The following is a 17,611-nucleotide window of genomic DNA, read 5'->3' as shown; positions in this document are numbered from 1 at the left end:
CGCGCACGCCGGCCCCCAGGCTTTAGCGCAATACCAACATGCTCTTTCAACGATCCGAGAAAACGTCCCCCAATCCCTCGATCAACAACACGCGACGATTGATCGGCACGTCGTCAAAGGTCTGGCGGTCGCCGTTGGGCCAGCGAACCGTCAACTGATCGATGGACCGATGACCGGCGATGCCGAAGTGCAACAGTGGTTCGTTGGAACACATGTATCCATCACCACCGGTCATCCACGACGAAAACGTCTCGCCCTGGTATTGAATCTCGACGATCGCCCCCACAGCATCGCGTTCGCTCATTCGACCAACCAACTGCACCTGCAACCAGTTCCCCGCTTTTGACTGGTTCAACAGCAGCGCGACGGGTGCATCCAGGTGATTGGCCACCATGTCCACACGTCCGTCCCGATCCAGATCCCCCTGGACCAACGTGCGTCCGAGTCGCTTGACGGCAAAATACGATGCGTCCTCGCTGACCTGTTCCAGCTCGAAGCGTTTCGGCGATCCGCGAAACAACTGCGGCGGCATTCGAAACGGAATGCCCTGCTGTCGGTAGTCATACAAATGACCGTTCAGCACCGCCAGATCCAACCAACCATCGTTGTCGAGATCCGCAGCCTGGCAACCAAACCCCAGCACGCTACGGCTGGAGACATCCAATCCGCGCCGCATCGCGTCATCGACAAACGCCCCCGAGGGACTTTGCAAAAACAGATTCATGGGCTCCTTGTAAAAATTCGTGATCGCGAGATCCAATCGTCCTGCGCGATCAAAGTCTCCCGAGGCGATTCCCATACAGGCAGCCGCCACCCCCGACGCACCGACAGCCAAGCCGCTGATGCCGGCCATTTCGTCCAATGGCGAACCCGACGACAGCCCGCCGCGATAGTACTGATTCAAGTCGCCATCGTTACCGACGAAGACCTCGTTTCCCGGCCGGCCGTCAAAGTCCGCGATGACCAGACCGAATCCGTAGTTGGGCTGAACCGCATCACCGACCAGCGAAGCCGCTTGACTGAATCGTCCCCGCCGGTCCGCCTTCAAAAAACGATCCACCGCCGGACGAAAACTTTGCGGCACACAGGCAATGAGTTCTCCCTGACACTTTCTCTCGAACACCGCGGGATCATCGACATAGTTCACCTCCACCAGATCGGGAATCTGGTCCCCGTCCAGATCGCCGACGCCGATGCAGGACGTCCATTTTGATTCCGCAGGCAAATGCGTCGACGTGACGTCGCGGAAGGTTCCATCACCCTGGTTGATCAACACTTCATTGCGACCGATGTTGGCAACCAACAAATCGGCAAACCCGTCTTGATTGACATCGGCCGCGCAAACGCCTTGGCCGTAACCGCGTCCGTCACATCGGGCATTGCGGTCCACCCGCGTGAACGCAACCGGCGCGGTTTGTCGGTACAACTCGTTGGGCAGTGAATCATTGGCGATGTTCGGGTCACCACCGGACTGGACGACATAGACATCAAGCTTGCCGTCGCGATCGAAATCCAACAGCGCCAACCCTCCGCCGTTGGCCTGATGCAGATAGAAATCCACTTCTTGCAGATTGTAGTCGCTGACGAACGACGTGCGGATGCCGGACGCGTGGGCGACATCACGGAACATCAGCGGGCTTTTGTCGGCCGGCACCGATTTCGAAGCGTCACGCTCGATCGCCAACAACGGTTCGGGCAACGGGTAGTCACCGGGGTCGAACCCCAACAATTTCTCGGTCCGCGCCCGCGCGATTTGCGATGCGGTCGATTCGCGTTCCCATTTCCGAACTGCCGCGGCGCGCAGCCGAAGCTTTTCCAATTGCGACGCGCCGCCGGCTCCACGCTCGGTCGCGATTTTGTACCATCCCAGTGCCTCCCAAGGCCGCACCAGGGACTCCAAGGCCGCGCCGATTTCCAACGCGTCATTGGCATCGGCCTGGGCGGCTTTGCGAAACACCGCATCCAGCTTTGACAACGAAGCTTGCACGGCGGCGGCACGTTGATCCTGACCAGTGCGCGACAACGCGGCAATCATCAAACGCAACGCCCGGCGGTCGCTGGGATCAATTTCAACCGCCCTGGCCAGCGCCGCAATACTCTCCCGATCCCGGTCGAGCCCCTGCAGCCAGGTCCCCACGGCGACCCAATAATCCGACTGGCCCTCAATCCCATCGGGCACGTCTTCAAGCCAACGCACGAAGGCAGTGAGACGATTCGCTTCGGCAAGCACACGTCCGTAAAACGCTTCCACACTCGTATGACCGGGGAACTCTCGGCGGAGCGTCTCGAGGATCGCCAACGCTTCATCGACCTCGTTGTCGGCGACGTACGCTCGACGCGCCTGTCCCAAGGCGAAAAGCCCGGGTTGGGACGGATCGATCCATTGGTCAAACGAGACGATTCGAAACGGCGTCGAAACGTCGATGAGGCTCAGCACTTCACGGGCGTCGGCCACGCCCATTTTCAACAACGTTCGCACATAGGTCGCGGCTTCTTGGCGACGGCCTTGCGAAGACAACAACTGTGCCGACAAACGATAACCGTCTGGCGCATCGGGAAATCGCTCGATCATTTGACGACCGATTCGTTCCACCAAACCCCAATCGCCCGCTCTCAACGCCATTTGAAGCTGGCGGTGCTGTTCCTGCAAGCTCGTCGGCGTTGCGGTCTTGGCGGCATGCTGACGAGCGTCCTGATCGGCAGCCAAAGCCGGTCGCTCACGTTGTGGCGTCCCGGCCGACGGCTGTGACGGCATCGACGGCCGGTTTTCGACCTCGCAGCCGATCGTCGCCAATCCGATCAAGCTGACAATTAAGATTCGCGACGCACCAATCGTACTGCTTCTCCACGCCATAAAATTTCAAGATCCTGTTTCGCCCAACGCTCACGTCCAATCGACGGATCACCGACTTCGACTCCGCCACCCTCCGCCGGTCCGTACAAGACGACACTGTGTCGAAATCCTCGCGGCCAACCGTACTCCTTGATGTAGCGTGATTCGACTTCGGGCGATGCCACAGTTCCGAAACGGGGAAACCCGACCAGAATCAAGCAGGGGAACAGGTCGTCGCGGTGTTCACGGCTGAGCAGATCATCCAGCGTCACGTCCATCACTTCCGGCTCCAGGTTCGTCTTCGCGGTCGCTAGGCGGAGCCCCCGCCACAGACCCAACGAGGTCGTCCCGAGCGCGTCGGTCAAACACCATTGCACCAACTGGTGTTCTTCGGCATCAATTCCATTGGCCTTCAATAGCGTTGCCGCCGCCGCGGGGCTGCACGTCACGCTGCCGGATTGTTGACACACGTCACGCCCGAGCCAAACCGTGTTCATGCTGTGCCGCACCGGGCGAATCACCGGCTGGACGATCGGTTGCAACAGCATCGCAGTGGCGAACAGGCCCAGCACCAATGACAATCCGCCGCGCCGCCACAGCGGACGATTGGGGATCGCCAACGCCGCTGCGGACGCCACGCACAAAAAGATCGGCGCAAAATTGGTCCACACGATCGCGGCGGTCAACGGGACGAAACGCGCCCACGTCAACATGCCATTGAAAAAGTACACGTAGCCGGCGGCCGAGAGCACCGAAACGCACAACACCACGCTGGACAGACGGGATTCACGCTTCATCCGCAGCGCAACCAACCATCCGATCGCCAGACACAGACAGATCATGACCGAAGTCGCGATGACGAGATCCAGCATGGACACCCTCCGAAAGAAAAGACATGCGGAGACCAACGAGGAGACGGTCCAGTGTAACATCCCCTGGATCCCAAAGGCCATGAAAATTTCATCGCACCTTCCGCCGCTTCTGAGTCGTGCAGTCTTGAGAGTCACCCTGCTGGCAGGAGGGTCGAGCGAAGCGAGGGGAGGTCGATTCGTAAATTGCCAGTCCAACGTTGGTGTTCCTTTTCCAGCCCGCTTCGCCACAATAGCACCTCCCCCCCCGGCCCTTCCCCCTCACGTCTTCGTTCGCCCACCATGCCGCTACTTCGCGATCTGATGCCGCTGTTTGCGATCCAGTCGACGCTGCTGATCGCAACACTCGTCCTCGGCCCGGGAAATTCGGCAGATGTCCGCGTTCAGCTGACGTGGACGGGATTCGTCGCCCTGGGCTGGCTGATCGCCCCGTCCTGGATCGGCAGCCACAGCTCGCTGATTCGGCGATATCTCGCCGCGATGACCTCCGCCGTCGCATTGCACGGATTGCTAGCGTTCAGCGCTTCCCTGCTCGGATTCGGGATGAACACGTACCTGTTGGTCTGGACGGCCGGAGTGCTGATCGCGGGATTCAGGCGTGAGGCGCAACTCAGCCGTGACTCCCCTGGGCCGCCCCCTGGGCCGCCCCATTGGCCGGTCGGACACAGCCTGTTGGTCCTGACCTTGATCGTGTTCTCGGTTTGTGTTTACCGCACACCCCGATCCAACGACATCCATCAGTTTCTGCTGCAGCAACAAGACATGCTCCGGCACGCATCACTGCGTGTTTCATCGATCGGCATGTCGGCGATGGAAGTCGACCAGCCGATGCCCCGCTGGAGGTCGCACTACTGGCATTCGTTGCCCAGCATGATCGCCCACACCAGCGGCATCGCGGTCGATCAAGTCTTGCTTCGCTATGCAACCATCCCGGTTGCGTTCTCGGTGCTGCTGTGCCTGGCGGAGGTATTGCGGTCGCTGGCGGGCAAGCGGGTTTCGTACCCGCTGGTGTTGATCGCGATGTTGGGACCGGTCTTGCTCTGGTATCGAAACTTCAACGCGTTCAATTACTCGTTTCGCATCACCAACAATCTGTTGCTCGACAAAGACATTGCGTTGTTCTTTCTGATCCCGGCGACCCTTTGGCTTGCGCAGGGTTGGATCGGTGGCAAGTCACGATATGGAATTCCGCTGCTCGGCTTGCTGCCCGCCCTGTTGCGTTTCCATCCGCTGACTGCGATCTACCTGCTGTTGCTCGTCGCGCCGTTTTGTGTTCTCGTCACCCCCGTTGATCGAACGGGCATTCGCCGCACTGCCACGTTGGCCCTGGCGGCCTTGCTGTTGTGCGTGACCGTCGTTCTGATCGGCGACGCGCAAAGCAACCACGAACAGATTCGCCAAGTCATTCAAATCGATTACGAAGCATCGCTGGACCAACGGCCCATTCATTATTGGGTCGGTTTCTACAACACGATTGCCGGAACGGAGTTGCCGTGCGATACGACCGAGTGGATCGGTGACCGATTTCATTTGAAGCACGCTTTGATCACCGGATGCGGGCTGCTGGCAACGATGCATCTCGGCCTGTTGGTGCTCGGCGTGTGGGTGTTGCTCGGTAAGTGCACCGGTCGCACACGACGCCTGTTCGGATCCGGCCTGATCGCGACCGGCATGCTTTGGGCCATGTGGTTGGTCTCGGGCATCTTCTTGACGCGGTTTCCGCATTATGCAGCCGGTTATGAGCGGCTGCATTGGTTTGCCTACCCGATCGCGATCGCCGTGGTGGCTTCGGCCATCGCGAGTTGCATGCCGCGCCGCGGACGACGTGAGTTCGGCACGGCTGTGTTCGTCTTCATCATCGTCTCTGCGGTGGCGTTCCGTTTTGAAACCGCGACGCCGCTCAACCGGATACGTGGATTGAACAGTTTGCTGGATATCGAAATCGCCGGCATGAAGAAGCGTCGGGCGAACTGGCAAGCGATCCCTTCGAACCGCACGCTGGCCGATTTGCGTCCCCATTATCTGCAACCGTCCGACCGCGCGTTGCTGTTGGCCCAGGAATCGACTCAGCACTACTGGTTGATTCGCCAAGGCGTATTCTGGTCGGACCCTTACGTCGAAGCGTTCGCGTGGTTTCATCGCGGTGAGGATTTCAGGACCGATCGCCGCTACTTCTACGACCTGCTGGATCGTCGAAACGTCTCCGGGCTGGCGGGGTGGATTGCAAAGAAAGACATCACGTTGATCATCGACCTGCGTGAAGGCGGCGATCGCTTCCTCGACCAGCTATCGAGACAACACGACCTGCCGATGTATCGCATCGAGCCGGGGGTCTGGCGGATTGCCCGCACCCTGGCTTCCATCCCGTTTGACAACACGGTGAAACATGAATGAGCGGTGGGGCGAGAGCGCTCCGGTGTTTTGGTTCAGACGGGGCACCGGAGAGGCTGGCGTTGTGCCGCCCCTACCTCGTCAGGCACTGGCCGCTCATGCTTCACCGCGTTGCCCAATTTAGCGACCGCACCTTGTCATCGGCCGGCTTCGGCGCTACCAATAGTGCATGCCTACACTGCCTAGCCGCCACCGATTTGACGACTATCGCCAGACGGTTCGCCAGCGAAATGCCGAGAAAGTTCGCCCCACAGGCCATCATGGTGCCGCCCGCAGCGCCGTAAAACTGGGCACGCGTGAGCGTGGTTTTTGGGAACTGATCCGCGAATTCTGGAAACTGATCGGGCCGCACCGTCGACAAATCGTCGTCGCCCTATTCTTCCTCAGCATCGCGATCGGATTGCGTCTGATACCGCCGGTCGGCACCAAACTGGCGATCGATTGCGTCCTGACCGACCCGCCCAAACCGCTACCGTCCTGGCTCGCCGAGTTCGATTGGCCGACCGACAAGATGCAGCGATTGCTATGGATCGCCGCCGCCGTGGTCGTGATGACGATTCTGGCGACGATCGTCCATCTGTTCAGCCGTTGGACCGCCACCAAAGCGGTCAATCAATCGCAAATCACCATCCGCCGCAAAGTCTTTGACCATGCGATCCGGCTGCCGCTGGGACGCGTGTATGACTTGAAATCCGGCGGCGTCGCCAGCCTGATCCGCGAAGACGCCGGGGGCGTTGCCGATCTGATTTTTTCGATGCTGTACAACCCCTGGCGGGCGATCATCCAGTTCGTCGGCAGCCTGATCATCCTGATTTTCGTCGACTGGAAACTGATGGTCGGCGGCTTGCTGTTGCTGCCGATTGTCTGGGTCACGCACCGAACCTGGATCAATCGCATCCGGCCGCTGTACCGCGACATCCGCAAACAGCGGCAAAAGATCGACGCCAATGCGACCGAAACGTTTGGCGGGATCCGTGTCGTGCGGACCTTTTCTCGCTCGCGTCGCGAATCGGCAAAATTTGTTCGCGAAGGCGGCTTCCTGGTCCGTCAACAACTCTTCACCTGGTGGTGGACCCGAATCATCGAAACGATCTGGGAAGTCATCATCCCGCTCGCCTCGACCGGCCTCTTGCTCTATGGCGGCTATCAAATCATCCACGGCGCGCTGACGCTCGGTGACCTGATGATGTTTCTCGTCTACCTGACCATGTTGCTCGATCCGCTGGCGACCATCGCCGGCAGCGCCGTCGGGTTTCAAAACAACCTCGCCGGTCTGGATCGCATCCTGGACGTGATGGAAGTCGACAGCGAACTGCCGACCAACCCCGACGCCGTCCATGTCAACAAAGCCTCGACCGCCGGCAGTCTCACGATCAACGACCTGTCCTTTCGCTATCCCGGCACCGACACCAACGTGCTGCAAAACATCTCGCTCGAAATCGCAGCGGGCCAAACCGTCGCCCTGGTCGGTCGCAGCGGTGCGGGAAAGACGACGCTGACGAATTTGATCGCCCGGTTTTATGATCCCGCCGAAGGCAGCATCCGACTCGATGGCAGAGACCTGCGCGGGATCAACCTGGACTCCTACCGCAGCTTGCTGGGGATTGTCGAACAGGAGGTGTTCTTGTTTGACGGGACGATCGCCGACAACATCGCCTATGCCAGACGTGATTGCGAGGACGCCGAAATCATCGCCGCGGCGCGGGCGGCTGCGGCACACGAGTTTATCGAAAAACTCCCCAAAGGTTACGACAGCGTGATCGGCGAACGCGGCGTCAAACTCTCCGGCGGACAACGCCAACGCCTGGCGATCGCCCGCGCCATCCTTGCCGACCCCAAGATCCTGATCCTCGACGAAGCGACCAGCAACCTGGACAGCGAGAGCGAACAAATGATCCAACGTTCACTCGAAGAACTGCTCCAAAACCGGACCTCCCTGGTGATCGCCCATCGCTTGAGCACGATCCGTAACGCCGACAAGATCGTCGTCCTGGAAGACGGCCGCATCGCCGAAGTCGGCACGCACGAGCAACTCGTCGCCGGTGGAGGCCGCTACCGAGACATGGTGCAATTGCAAACCACCGAACCCGACCGAACGCCCCAGCGTCCGCTGTAGCGGTTTCGACCCACGCCCGATGGTCAAGGTCACCACACCAAAACAACCCGCACAAAGTAAACCATCACTTCGACGACACGGCATCGCCCAGCTTGACAGTGCAACAAACATTCGGCGCTGAACGTCCAAGTTCGTCTCTACAATCGTGCAACGATCGCCTAGGCTACCGGCTTCACCTGGACGCGGGCCTGTTCCCAAGGCTGCGGCCGGACCGACCAGCTGGAGATGTCGATGGATGCTTGTTCAGAGCAGTGGGTGCATGATTCAAAAGTCGCATTACGCGACGCCGATGTCGATTACTTTCGCGTTTCATCGTGGATCTACTGGCGAGATTTCTTGGGCAGCATCGCGTTGGCGTACACCGCGGCGGCGGTCTATCTGACCGCCGAAGCCTGGTCGGTCTACCAAATCATCGCGTTTCCGATCGCCGTGTTTTGGCTTTACCGCGCCGGATCACTGGTTCATGAAGTCGCCCATTTGGGCGAGCATGAAATGCGGGCGTACAAGGTCGCTTGGAATCTGATCGCCGGCGTCATGATGTTGGCCCCCTCGCCGTTCTTTTCGGCACACCACCGTGATCATCATACGCATCGCCTGTACGGCACGAAGCAAGACCCGGAATACATCGTCAATTGCTTCCGCCGCGGCAACTGGACCAGCATGTTTGGCTACACGCTGTTGGTGTTGGTGTTTCCAATTATCGTGACCGCGCGGTTCATCATCACTCCGCTTACGTTTTTGCATCCCAAGCTGCGCACATTCGTTTTGACCCGTTGTTCATCGCTGATGATGAATCCCTACTACGTGCGAAGAGTTTCCAAGGCTGATCGTCGCCGCATCACGGCGGTCGAGATACTGACGTGCATCCGTGCCACCTTGATTCCTGCGCTCGTCTTGCTGGGCATCAATCAATGGACGCGAATTCCGATGCTCTACTCGCTCGGCATCAGCGTCCTGTTGCTCAATCAATTGCGATTGCTCGCCGATCATCATTTCGAAAGCGATGGCACAAAGATGACGCCGTCGGATCACATGCACGATTCTTGTAATTTCACCGGCCGCGATTTCTTTACCTGGCTGCTCTATCCGTTTTCGATTCGCTTTCACGCACTGCACCATCTCTTTCCGTCGCTGCCGTATCACAATTTGCGAGCGGCGGATCAGTATCTGATGCAAGCATTGCCGGCCGACTCGCCCTACCGCGATTTGCAACAATCGAGTTGGTTCGCGGTTGCTCGAAAGACAATTGCTCGAAAGACAATTGCTACCTTTGATAGATCGGCAGATAGCCGTAATCCAACTGCAACATGATCAGATTGCAGGCGGTCACATAGACCGGATGGATTTGGCCTTCCCAGTTTCCGTCGGGACGCTGCTGACTGGTGATGCGTTCGTACAACTTGGTGCGGAACGGCTGCCATAATTCATCGCCCTGACGGTAGACCACTTGGCTGTAATACAGGTACGTGTAATGCCAGTGGCCGAACGCGCGGGCACCGTCGCTGATGCCGTGCAATTCCTTCTTGGTGTACTCGAGCATTTCCGGAACATGCTCGCTGTCGTAATCGCCGGCGTTGTAGAGTGCTGCCAGGGCGGCGGCGGTGATCGCCGGTCGACTATTGCCGCGCTGACGGCTGCTGTAACTGATCCCACCGTCCTTGTTCTTGCAGCCGTAAATGTATTCCTTGGCACGCTCGATCACGTCACCGCTGACGGGGATGCCGGCGTTGCGGCAACCACGCAGCCCTTGGACTTGCGTGATCGTCGTCGACCCTTCATCAAAATCGTTGCCCTCGGCCGCCGACACGTAGCCCCAACCGCCGGCCGCCGTCTGGGCATTGCCGCTGAACTCGACCGCCCGCGTCAGCACGTCCACGATCTCGCGTCGACGATCCAACAAACCCTCTTCGCCGAGCACCTGCGACAAGAACAGCATCGCGAACCCATGCCCATAGGTGTAGCGCTGGTCGCTCGTGGGGTCGCCGATCAGGCCGTTGTCGCGGCTCTTGCTGATCAAGTAATCCGACGTCCTGGCGATCTCCTTGGCATAGGGTCCCTGGGTGGTCGTCGATCCACTGCCGATCATCGCCGTTCCGGCCAGCGCGGCCATCGCGGTCGGATAGACCTGCGTGTTCCAATGCCCACGCGAGGATTGAGTCCGCGCGAGCCACGCCAAAGCCTTTTGCGTCGCCGTTTCCCATGACGGGTTCCGAGCCGCCGCGTCACACGCCCGCTGACCGAGCAGCGACCCGGCGAGCGAACCGCCGGCGGCGAGAAGGGCGGTCTTGCGAAACCAGTCGCGGCGGTTGGATGAAATCGGCATCATGAATCCGAAAGGAGAGGGTGGTGGCCCGACAGCCGCTCAGCCAGGGTGCGTTTACAGCCGCTGAAGCGAGAGTGCTCGGTTCACGATTGTACCGCGTCCGCCACCGATTGCGAAACTTCGATTTCGCCGACCGTACCGTGTCGTCCCGTTTTCCGCTGGCAAATCGGACAAAAAAACGTGCTCCGTTGCCCCTGGACGATTCGGCGAATCACACCGACGGCGCAGCGTCCGCATCCCAAACCGGCCCGATCGTAGACCCGATGGTAGTTTTGATAGCTGCCTTCGTTGTTCAGCGCGTTGCGATACGTCCCGTCCGACAGCGTGCTGCCCTCATGCTCAATCGCCTCCCCCAACACGAGTCCGATCCCGGCGTGAATGCGTTCCCACTGCGGCCGGCTCAGCTTGTCACAACGGGTGCGTGGATCGACCCCGGCGACGAACAGAATCTCGGCCGCGTACAGGTTTCCGATCCCCGCCACCGCGGCTTGGTCGAGCAGAGCGACCTTGATCACGCGGCGACTGTGTTGCAGCGTTTCACGAAGCTGTGCGGCGCTGATCCGGGTGGCGTCCGGCCCCAACCGATCGCGGACGTCACGCTGCAATTGGTTCGCCGTCAGCAATCGCACGGTGCCCAGCCCCCGCCGATCCCAAAACAGCATCTCCTGAACGTCGTCACCGTCGAGAATCAACCGCAAACGCAGATGCTCCGGCCCCGGCGGATCGCTCAACAACACCAGCCCCGTCATCCGCGGTTCGATCACGATCGCTTGCGCGTCCTCCAGTTCGATGATCACACGTTTGCCCAGCCGATCGATGCCGGTGATCAGCCGATCGCGGACGCGTTGATCGAACCGAGCGATCGAAGGCTCAAACAAAATCGGCCTCCGTGCGCACGGCGGACGCTCGGCAGCGCGAATCCGGTGCCCCACCATCGGCTGCACCCCGCGACACATCGTTTCGACTTCAGGCAACTCCGGCATCGTCATTCAATCCGTGGCGTAAGCTTCCAGCTTGCGAACAGTGGCGTAAGCTTCCAGCTTGCGAACAGTGGCGTAAGCTTCCAGCTTGCGAACAGTGGCGTAAGCTTCCAGCTTGCGTTCCGTGGCGTAAGCTTCCAGCTTGCGTCTGCCCCTGATGCCGACGGCAAGCAGGAGGCTTCCCCCACCCCTAACAATACACAAACCCCTCGCGAGCATAACGCGGGTGACTCTCAATCGCGGCATGATCGGCACGCGAGAACCCCAGCCAGGCTCCCAGGCCGGCCAGCACCGCGTCGAGCGCATCGCCCCCGGGGTCCTGCATGATCACCCGGCGGCGATGCGACGAAATGTCGACGTAGTTCGAAACAGTCTTCAAAATGGTTCGCCGGGTCCGCCGGTGGACTGCTTCGGGCGGCTTCCCGCCGGACTGCTTGTAGCGTTGATGCGGCAGCCCCAACCGTTTCAGCGTCGACGACGGGCACGCTTCGACCAGGATCGAAGAGGCCGTGCCGCGTCCGGCGGTGGGATACTGAAACGGCAACACCAGCACATTCGGATGGTCGGCAAGCTCCGCCAGCACCTCGCGCATGCCGTGATACGTCTGGTAGATGATTCGGTAGTGGTAACAATCAAACGGCGTCTGGGTTTCCCGATCCGTGGTCCGGCGGACATGTTTGGTTCCCAACACTCGTTCGGTCGTCTCGACCAGCGACAGCCCGAACTCCTTGGCCGAACCGACAAACTCGCTGACATACGACAATTGGCCCTGCCAGTCACCGAGCGCCAACTCGATCGGCAATCCGAAGGGAAAATCGCAGCCCCAAAATGTTTCCGATTGTGATGCAATGCGGTCCACCAGGTAGCGATTGACCCGATCGCGGTCGTCACCGCCGGCCGGCCTGCCCAGGGGCTGCAGCGACACCAGTCGAAAACGGGGCGAGCGACTTGCCAGACGCGCCGAGGCGGGGGCGGCCAGACGCAGCGGCTCCGGGGCGGAAAGTTCGGCGATCCAAGCCGTTTTGCCGGACTGGGCGGCACCGCTAAAATCCACACCGATCACGGTCCGTATCGTCGCATCGGCAATTCGGCCGAATCGCATCGGGCTGGGTTTCGTCGCGTTGACCAACTTGGACGGCCGGGTGAAGATGATGAAGTGACTACGGAAGCATACCTTTTTGGCAAACCTACGATGAGCAGTGCTCCTTCCCAACAGCCCGCGACGGCGGCGGTCCCCGATGCGAAAGGCCGATTCGGCGAATTCGGCGGCCGCTTCGTCCCCGAAACACTGACCCGCGCACTCGATCAATTGGCCGAAGAATACGAATTGGCCAAGAAAGATCCGGAGTTTCAGCGGGAATTGGACGGATTGTTGAAAACGTTCGTCGGCCGCCCCAGTCCGTTCTACCACGCCCGACGTCTCTCCGAAGCCGCCGGCGGGGCCCAGATTTGGCTCAAACGCGAAGACCTCAATCACACCGGGGCGCACAAGATCAACAACACCCTCGGCCAGGCGCTGCTGACGCTGCGAATGGGAAAAACACGCGTGATCGCGGAAACCGGTGCCGGCCAGCACGGCGTCGCCAGCGCGACCGCCTGTGCACACTTCGGGTTGCCCTGCACGGTCTACATGGGTGCCGAAGACATTCGTCGGCAAAAACCCAACGTGTTCAGCATGCGGCTGATGGGCGCGACGATCAGCCCCGTCGAATCCGGCTCGCGAACCCTTCGGGATGCCGTCAACGAAGCGATGCGTGACTGGATGTCCTCGGTCGAACACACGCACTACATCATCGGCAGCGTGATCGGCCCCCACCCGTTCCCGATGATGGTCCGCGATTTCCAAGCCGTGATCGGACGCGAAACGCGCGACCAATCGCTGGAAGTGTTTGGCAAGTTACCCGATTGCGTGGTCGCCTGTGTCGGCGGGGGCAGCAACGCGGCCGGCATGTTTTATCCGTTCATCGAAGACGAGGGTGTGCGATTGGTCGGCGTCGAAGCCGGCGGTCGGGGCAGCAACCCCGGCGACCATGCCGCCCCCATGTCGTTCGGCTCGCCCGGCGTGCTGCATGGCAGTTACAGCTACGTGATGCAAGACGAAGACGGTCAAACCTGTGACGTGCACAGCATGAGCGCCGGGTTGGATTACCCCGGCGTCGGCCCCGAACACAGTTACTGGAAAGACACCGGCCGCGTCGATTACATCCAGTGCGGTGACGCCGACGCCATGGACGCCTTCGACAAACTCGCCCGCAGCGAAGGCATCATCGCCGCCCTGGAAACCAGTCACGCGTTGGCCAAAGCGATGAAGTTGGCCGCCGAGATGCCCAAATCCGAAAACCTGGTCGTCTGTCTGTCCGGCCGCGGTGACAAGGATGCCATGGAAATCGCGCGACTCCGCGGCGAAGACTACTAGTGCTTCGTCAACTTTTAAACTTGGGGTGCCGCGGAAAAGGGGTCTGACCCCTTTTCGCTGGCCAACCCTAATTGCAAATTGGAACAAAGCACTAGGAAGTGATGAAGATTCACGGAGAGCATTTGCCCGACGACAATCCGGGAACGTCTTTCACACTGAGACCGACATCGCAACCGCTGAAGATGTTATTCTTTCTAAACTCCGCTGGGACGCGCGACTGGGCGGTTCATCACGACAGCGGGCCGATATCGTCAATATCCTGCGTACGCTTGCAGATTCAGTTGACATGGAATATCTACATCGACACGTGGGAGAACACGGCGAGTCTCTAAAAGAACTGCTCGACCAGGTCCACCAATGACCGACACCAACCGCATCCTGGGAACCAAACTCGAAGACCGCATCGCGATGGAAACCGAAGCCGGCCGCGAATCACTGCGAGTGTGGCGCAACATTTGGCGTAACATGACCGGCGAGCAACGGATCGCGAAAGCGTTCCAGCCGACCGAAGAAGTCAGACAGGTCACGCGGGCCGGCATTCGCAGCCGGAATCCCGAGGCGAGCGAAGAACAAATCCAACATCAACAAAAGGAAGATCGAACTCGATGATCAAACTCACTTGGCTCTCACACGCAAGCTGGCTGATCGAAACCGCGGGCGCCCGGATTTTGCTGGATCCATTTTTCGCCGATAACCCCAAAGCTCAAGTCTCGGCCGATCAGTTCGCCGACGCCACGCATGTGCTCGTCTCACACGGCCATGCCGATCACGTCGGCGATGTCGCCGCAGTGGTCAAACACTCCGGCGCCCAATTGATCGCGACGTGGGAGATCGCCGAATGGTTCAAAAAGAACCACGGATTTGAAAACGTCGTCGCCATGAATGTCGGCGGCAACGTCGCGCTCGGTGATGGAACCGCTAAAATGGTCCCGGCGCTGCACAGCAGCAGCCTGCCGGACGGCTCCTACGGCGGATCCGCCGCAGGATTCCTGCTAAAATTCGAACGCTTTCGCATCTATTTCGCCTGCGACACCGCCTATCACAGCGACATGAAATGGTACGCCGGCGGTGCCGATGTCGCCGTGGTCCCGATCGGGGACGTGTTCACCATGGGCATTCACGACAGCATCGAAGCGATCAAACTGATCGAACCCAAAGTGGTACTTCCGACCCACTACAACACCTGGCCGCCGATCGAGCAAGACGCCGCCGCCTGGGCCAACCACGTGATCGCCGAAACCGATTCCAAACCCGTGGTCCTCAAAGTCGGCGAAACCCACACGCTCGAATTGGTCCGCGGCCTGTAAGACAAGACCGCGAACCTAACTGAAGCCACCCTCCCCGGCAGGGAGGGTGGAGCGCAGCGAGGGGAGGGTTCTCAGGGGCAATCCTCACTCCTTCTCGATCTCACGGACCCAGACCTGATCGTTTTCGACCTTGACCTCAAAACAATCCGTTTTGACCCGCGGATTGTCTTCCCAGGTGCCATCGACGATGCAGAATCGCCAAGCGTGCCAGGGGCACGTGACCGTGGTCCCCTCGACGTGCCCTTCGGCCAACGACGCCCCCATGTGGGGACACAGGTCGTCGATCGCGTGCCAGCTGCCGTCTTCCTGACGAAAAACGGCGACCATTCGGCCGTCAATCGGGACCGCTTTTCCGCGGCCGATCTCAAAATCGTCCACTTTGCCAACAGATTCAAATTCGCTCACAGCTCGGATGCACCTTGTCTTTTTCGGTTTCTCTTGCCTTGGTAGCCTTGTACCGACCACACTTTAGGCATTCCACTGAAGACTCACCACACCCGCACACGCGAATCGGCATTTCTGAATGATCAACCATCAGCGACGCAAACTGCTTGAATCCCGCGTTTGGCCGCACGTTCAAACACCGGCCCAATACGTCGGCGGCGAACGAAATATCGTTGTCAAAGACCATCGCAGCGTCCGCGGAAAACTGGCCGTCGGGTTTCCCGATGCCTACACGATCGGGATGAGTCACCACGGATTGCAGGTGCTCTACTCGCTGATGAACCGCCGCGACGATTGGTGTGCCGAACGCGTCTTCACGCCCTGGCCGGACATGGAGCAATTGCTGCGAAAACACCAGATCCCGCTGTACACCCTGGAAACCTTCACCGCGCTGTCGGAATTTGACGTCGTCGGGCTCAGCCTGCAGTACGAAATCAGCTCCCCGAACGTTTTGACGATGATCGACCTGGGCGGGATTCCCTTGGAATCGGTCGACCGGACGATGAACGACCCGCTGTTGGTCGCCGGCGGACCGTGCTGCCAAAACCCCGAGCCGATGGCGGATTACTTTGATGTGATGATCACCGGCGATGGCGAACCCGCCCTGCCGACGATCTGCGACCTGTGGCTGGAGATCAAAGAAAGCTACCGCCGCAGCGACGGCACGTGGGCCGACGGCGAAGAAGGAAAACGGCAACGCAGCGATGCCCTGGCCAAAGTCGCCAACACGCTCGAGTACGCCTACGTCCCACGGTTTTACCAGCCGACCTACAAAGACGGACGCATCGCGTCACTCGAGCGCGTCCGCGACGACGTCCCCACCACCTTCGCCCCCAGCGTGATCAGTGACCTGGACGGAATCCCCCTGCCCACCGATCCGATCGTGCCGTACATCGAATGTGTGCACGACCGCATCGCCTTGGAAATCATGCGCGGATGCCCCCACCTGTGCCGGTTCTGCCAAAGCACCGTGATCAAACGCCCGTTGCGAATCCGCGAAGTCGACACGATCGTCGATGCCGCCTGGGAAAGCTATCTGAACACCGGCCACAACGAAATCAGCATCCTCTCGCTCTCCAGCAGCGACTACCCGCATTTCGAACCGCTCGTCAAACGACTGCACGAAGTCTTCAAACCGCTCGGCGTGAACATCAGCGTCCCCAGCCTGCGCGTCAACGATCAATTGCGGTCGCTGCCCCAATTGATCGGCACCGATCGACGCAGTTCGCTGACCCTGGCCCCCGAAGTGGCACGGGACGACATGCGTGAACAAATCCGCAAGAAGATCAAAAACAGCGACCTGATCGAAGGCTGTCGCAACGCGTTCCAAAACGGCTTTGACAGCGTCAAACTGTACTTCATGTGTGGGCTGCCCGGCGAGCGTCCGGTCGACCTGGATGGGATCGTCGATCTGGCCGAAACCATCGCCACGGTCGGTAAAGAAGTCAAAGGACGCTACGTACGCGTTACCGCCAGCGTGTCAAACTTTGTCCCCAAAGCCCACACGCCCTACCAATGGAACGGCATGCAAAGCCGCGAGTATTTCCACTGGGCCCACAAGTACATGTGGAGCCGCCGCAAGATCCGCAGCGTCAACATCAAGTGCCACAACGTTGAAACCAGTCTGCTCGAAGGCGTCCTCAGCCGCGGCGACCGACGCACCGGCAACGCCATCCGCCTGGCTTGGGAGCGCGGCGCGCGAATGGACGGCTGGACCGAACACCTGGATCCCGATCGCTGGTGGTCGGCGATCGAAGACGCCGGGATCGACGTCCAACGACAGGTCCACGAAAAATATGAGCTGCTCGATAAACTGCCCTGGGACCACGTCAACGTCAAATTCGGACGCGCCTACCTGGAAAAAGAACAAGGCAGAGCCACCGTTCAACTCCAAGCCCTCGCAGGCGCGACGTAGGTTTCAGGTTTCAGGTT

13 protein-coding genes are annotated in these 17,611 nt (G+C 59.9%); 7 read left to right on the top strand and 6 right to left on the bottom strand.

What is annotated here, in order from left to right:
• Positions 1-46 precede the first annotated feature (46 nt).
• Together NZK35_RS10415 and NZK35_RS10410 are read right to left on the bottom strand one after the other, a co-directional pair.
• Positions 47-2,854 (bottom strand): FG-GAP-like repeat-containing protein, encoded by a 2,808-nt coding sequence (locus NZK35_RS10415; RefSeq protein WP_259632478.1) that lies wholly within the window; start codon positions 2,852-2,854, stop codon positions 47-49.
• Positions 2,812-3,705 carry a cysteine peptidase family C39 domain-containing protein gene (locus tag NZK35_RS10410; RefSeq protein ID WP_259632477.1) on the bottom strand — a complete coding sequence of 298 codons (894 nt, stop codon included), beginning with the start codon at positions 3,703-3,705 and terminating at the stop codon, positions 2,812-2,814. The genes NZK35_RS10415 and NZK35_RS10410 overlap by 43 nt, the downstream gene beginning before the upstream one ends.
• Positions 3,706-3,984: 279 nt before the next feature.
• On the opposite strand from NZK35_RS10410, the gene NZK35_RS10405 reads away from it, so the two are divergent.
• From NZK35_RS10405 to NZK35_RS10395, 3 genes are all read left to right on the top strand, one after another.
• A complete protein-coding gene (locus NZK35_RS10405; protein WP_259632476.1) occupies positions 3,985-6,096 on the top strand; it encodes a hypothetical protein in 2,112 nt (703 codons plus the stop codon).
• Between the two features lie 166 nt (positions 6,097-6,262).
• Positions 6,263-8,209: an ABC transporter ATP-binding protein gene (locus NZK35_RS10400; protein ID WP_259632475.1), complete on the top strand. Its 1,947-nt coding sequence runs from the start codon at positions 6,263-6,265 to the stop codon at positions 8,207-8,209.
• A gap of 231 nt (positions 8,210-8,440) precedes the next feature.
• Complete coding sequence (locus tag NZK35_RS10395; protein WP_259632474.1) at positions 8,441-9,520, top strand: fatty acid desaturase family protein; 1,080 nt, start codon at positions 8,441-8,443, stop codon at positions 9,518-9,520.
• Here the strand turns inward: NZK35_RS10395 and NZK35_RS10390 are convergent.
• The 3 genes from NZK35_RS10390 to NZK35_RS10380 form a co-directional block, all read right to left on the bottom strand.
• A complete protein-coding gene (locus NZK35_RS10390) occupies positions 9,474-10,535 on the bottom strand; it encodes a prenyltransferase/squalene oxidase repeat-containing protein (protein ID WP_456115272.1) in 1,062 nt (353 codons plus the stop codon). The genes NZK35_RS10395 and NZK35_RS10390 overlap by 47 nt on opposite strands.
• An 80-nt stretch (positions 10,536-10,615) precedes the next feature.
• A complete protein-coding gene (locus NZK35_RS10385) occupies positions 10,616-11,515 on the bottom strand; it encodes an Fpg/Nei family DNA glycosylase (RefSeq protein WP_259632472.1) in 900 nt (299 codons plus the stop codon).
• Positions 11,516-11,702: 187 nt separating this feature from the next.
• Positions 11,703-12,614 carry a DUF429 domain-containing protein gene (locus tag NZK35_RS10380; RefSeq protein WP_259632471.1) on the bottom strand — a complete coding sequence of 304 codons (912 nt, stop codon included), beginning with the start codon at positions 12,612-12,614 and terminating at the stop codon, positions 11,703-11,705.
• A gap of 90 nt (positions 12,615-12,704) precedes the next feature.
• On the opposite strand from NZK35_RS10380, the gene trpB reads away from it, so the two are divergent.
• The 3 genes from trpB (at position 12,705) to NZK35_RS10365 (ending at position 15,235) form a co-directional block, all read left to right on the top strand.
• Positions 12,705-13,928 carry a tryptophan synthase subunit beta gene (gene trpB / locus NZK35_RS10375; RefSeq protein ID WP_259632470.1) on the top strand — a complete coding sequence of 408 codons (1,224 nt, stop codon included), beginning with the start codon at positions 12,705-12,707 and terminating at the stop codon, positions 13,926-13,928.
• A gap of 357 nt (positions 13,929-14,285) precedes the next feature.
• Positions 14,286-14,537: a hypothetical protein gene (locus tag NZK35_RS10370; RefSeq protein ID WP_259632469.1), complete on the top strand. Its 252-nt coding sequence runs from the start codon at positions 14,286-14,288 to the stop codon at positions 14,535-14,537.
• Positions 14,534-15,235 carry a metal-dependent hydrolase gene (locus NZK35_RS10365; protein WP_259632468.1) on the top strand — a complete coding sequence of 234 codons (702 nt, stop codon included), beginning with the start codon at positions 14,534-14,536 and terminating at the stop codon, positions 15,233-15,235. Before NZK35_RS10370 ends, NZK35_RS10365 begins: the two co-directional genes overlap by 4 nt.
• A gap of 84 nt (positions 15,236-15,319) precedes the next feature.
• Here the strand turns inward: NZK35_RS10365 and NZK35_RS10360 are convergent, their stop codons facing one another.
• Complete coding sequence (locus NZK35_RS10360; protein ID WP_259632467.1) at positions 15,320-15,640, bottom strand: Rieske (2Fe-2S) protein; 321 nt, start codon at positions 15,638-15,640, stop codon at positions 15,320-15,322.
• A gap of 118 nt (positions 15,641-15,758) precedes the next feature.
• Between NZK35_RS10360 and NZK35_RS10355 the strand changes: the two genes are divergently transcribed.
• Complete coding sequence (locus NZK35_RS10355) at positions 15,759-17,594, top strand: TIGR03960 family B12-binding radical SAM protein (protein WP_259632466.1); 1,836 nt, start codon at positions 15,759-15,761, stop codon at positions 17,592-17,594.
• Positions 17,595-17,611 lie beyond the last annotated feature (17 nt).

Origin of the sequence: Stieleria sedimenti, assembly GCF_025060895.1 — a bacterium.
Classification (GTDB): Bacteria; Planctomycetota; Planctomycetia; order Pirellulales; family Pirellulaceae; genus Stieleria; species Stieleria sedimenti.
Note: the sequence above shows the minus strand (reverse complement) of the source record. Positions and strands in the feature narration are given on the sequence as shown.